The following is a 2,702-nucleotide window of genomic DNA, read 5'->3' as shown; positions in this document are numbered from 1 at the left end:
GCCGTGGGGGACCGCCCGGCGTCGGCGAGACCGCCGGTCCAGGCGGAACACACCCCTGCCGATCCGGCCGGGCCGAACCCGCCGGCACCCGGGGGCCCCGCGGCGCCGGACGCGGTCGCCCGGCTACTCGCCGAGCTCGACGCGCTCGTCGGCCTGGAACCGGTGAAACGGGAGGTCGCCACCCTCGTCGGCCTGCACCAGGTCGCCCGGCGGCGCCGCCAGGCCCGCCTCGCCGTCCCGCCGATGTCACGCCACCTGGTCTTCGCCGGCCCGCCGGGCACGGGAAAGACGACGGTCGCGCGGCTGTTCGGGCAGATCCTCGCCGCGCTCGGCGTGCTGCGCACCGGCCAGATCGTCGAGGTGGCGCGGGCCGACCTCGTCGCCGAGCACGTGGGCGGCACCGCCGTGAAGACCACCGGGCGCTTCGAGGAGGCCCTCGGCGGCGTGCTGTTCGTCGACGAGGCGTACACGCTCACCCCGGAGGGATCGCACGACTTCGGCCGGGAGGCCATCGACACGCTGGTGAAGCTGATGGAGGACCACCGCGACGACGTCGTGGTCGTCGTCGCCGGCTACTCGGCGCAGATGCGCACGTTCCTCTCGGCCAACCCGGGCCTCGCCTCCCGGTTCACGAAGACCATCGTGTTCGACAGCTATGCCAGCGCCGAACTCGTCACGATCGTGGAGCGGCTGTGTCGCGGCCACCGCTACGCGTTGGAGTACGAGACCCAGCAGGCCCTGCTGGCGCATTTCGAGAAGCTGCCCCGCACCGAGACGTTCGGCAACGCCCGCGTCGCCCGGGGCGTGTTCGAGGAGATGCTCGGGCGTCAGGCGTACCGGCTGGCCGGCACCCCCGACGTCCCCGAGCTCGAACTGGCCCGGCTGCTGCCCGAGGACATCGCCGAGGTCGACACCGGTGGCCGCGGCGTGGCCGGGGAGGGCAATGGCGCGGTCGACGGGCTGCTGCGCCAGCTCGACGAGATGATCGGCCTGGCCGAGGTGAAGCGGGAGGTCTGCGACCTTGTCGACCTCATCGCGTCGACGAAGGCGCGGCTGCTCGCCGGCCTGCCCGCGCCGTCACTGGCACGCCACCTCGTCTTCGCCGGGGCACCCGGCACGGGCAAGACGTCGGTGGCCCGACTGTACGGGCAGCTGCTCGGCGCGCTCGGCGTGCTGCGCTCCGGCCAGCTCGTCGAGGTCGCCCGCGCCGACCTGGTCGGTCAGTTCGTCGGACACACGGCGGCGCGCACCACCGAGGTGTTCGAGAAGGCCCGCGGCGGTGTGCTGTTCATCGACGAGGCCTACACCCTCACCGCCCACGGTGAGGGCAACGACTTCGGCCGGGAGGCCATCGACACGCTCGTGAAGCTGATGGAGGACCACCGCGACGACGTCGTGGTCATCGCGGCCGGCTACACCGCCGACATGGCCCGGTTCCTGGCCGGCAACGCCGGTCTCGCCTCCCGGTTCAGCCACCAGATCACCTTCGCCTCCTACGCCCCCGACGAACTCGTGGCGATCTTCGAGCGCCTTGCCCGGTCGTCGGGCTACGAGCCGCACCCCGACGCCCTGGACCTTCTCGCCCGGCACTTCGCCGCCCTCGAACGCGGCGAGACGTTCGGCAACGGCCGGTACGCCCGTCAGATGCTCGACCGGGTGATCGTGCGCCAGGCCGGCCGGCTGCGCTCGATCGCCGCCCCGACCCACGCCGACCTGCAGCGGCTCCTCCCCGGCGACGTCACCGCCGCCCTCACCCCCCGCTGACCCCGCGCAGCTCGGTGCACTCGGCCTGGCGGCGCAGGGAGCGCAGGGCGTAGTGCACACGGCTCTTGACCGTCCCCTCGGGAATGCCCAGCGCCACCGCGGCCTGCGCGCAGGTCCGGTCCCGCAGGTACACCTCGGCGACGGCCGCCCGGTGCTCCGGCCAGATCCGCCCGAGCATCCCCTCGACCACCGTCGTGAGGGAGACGGCGTCCGCGTGGTCCGGCGCGGTGGCGACCTCGGTGTGCTCCGCGGCGAGCTCGAGTTCCAGCGGCCGGGACCGCCGCGCGCGGTGGCCGTCCACGGCCAGGTTGTGCGCGACCCGGCGCAGCCAGCCGTGCACCGATCCCTGTTCCGGGGTCAGCCGGTCGCGATGGTGCCAGGCCCGCAGGAACGTCTCCTGGACGACGTCCTCCGCCCGTCCGCGGTCCCCGCCGGTGAGCCGACTCGTGTAGGACAGCAGGGCCGCGCGGTGATCGTGGACGAGGTCAGCGAAGCTGGCGTCGGCGGGGAAGCGGGTCATGCACCGACCGTCGCCGTTCGCCCCCCACCGTCGCCACGGAGCGCACCCTGCACCCGGGCGGGACCACCCCCGAGCGCGAGAGGGCTGTCCCTACCCTCCCAGGCGCCGCCGTCTCACTCGGCGAGGATCACGCTCGCCCCGTCCGGCTCCGGGGCGAACCATGAGGCCACGGCGGCGCGCGACCGGTGGGTGTAGCCGTACAGGCCGCCGATGAGCGCCGCCAGCAGCAGTCCGAGCACGGCCGCCGCCGTCACCACCAGCACCGGATGACGGCGCAGCGCGCTCGCCGCCCTGCCGGCGCGCGCGACGTGCCGGGTGTCGGCGCCGGGTCCCGAGCCCGCACGGGACGCCTGACCCGGGGCGGGTCCCGAGGGTGATGCCTGGCGTCCGTCCGCCGGTGTGCCCGCTGCCGCCGAGG

At 74.4% G+C, this 2,702-nt stretch carries 3 protein-coding genes; 1 reads left to right on the top strand and 2 read right to left on the bottom strand.

Annotated elements, in window-relative coordinates; all coding sequences use genetic code 11:
• A partial coding sequence (locus tag MXD58_RS28365; protein WP_250611235.1) for an AAA family ATPase occupies window positions 1–1,764 on the top strand: 1,764 nt, incomplete at its 5' end.
• Here the strand turns inward: MXD58_RS28365 and MXD58_RS28360 are convergent.
• Entirely contained in the window at window positions 1,751–2,284 is a 534-nt protein-coding gene (locus MXD58_RS28360) for a sigma-70 family RNA polymerase sigma factor (protein ID WP_248837666.1), read from the bottom strand. The two genes, MXD58_RS28365 and MXD58_RS28360, sit on opposite strands and share 14 nt — an antisense overlap.
• A gap of 113 nt (window positions 2,285–2,397) precedes the next feature.
• Window positions 2,398–2,702, bottom strand: a 305-nt coding sequence (locus tag MXD58_RS28355) for a hypothetical protein (RefSeq protein ID WP_250611233.1), incomplete at its 5' end; no start/stop codon positions are given.

Source organism: Frankia sp. AgKG'84/4, assembly GCF_023242965.2.
Taxonomy (GTDB): domain Bacteria; phylum Actinomycetota; class Actinomycetes; order Frankiales; family Frankiaceae; genus Frankia.
The sequence above is the reverse complement of the archived record's forward strand: the minus strand, read 5'-3'. Positions and strand labels throughout refer to the sequence as shown.

What these genes read in the sequence shown, in the direction of transcription:
- MXD58_RS28360 (WP_248837666.1), bottom strand. Translation starts at nt 2,284, where the DNA reads ATGACCCGCTTCCCCGCCGACGCCAGCTTCGCTGACCTCGTCCACGAT.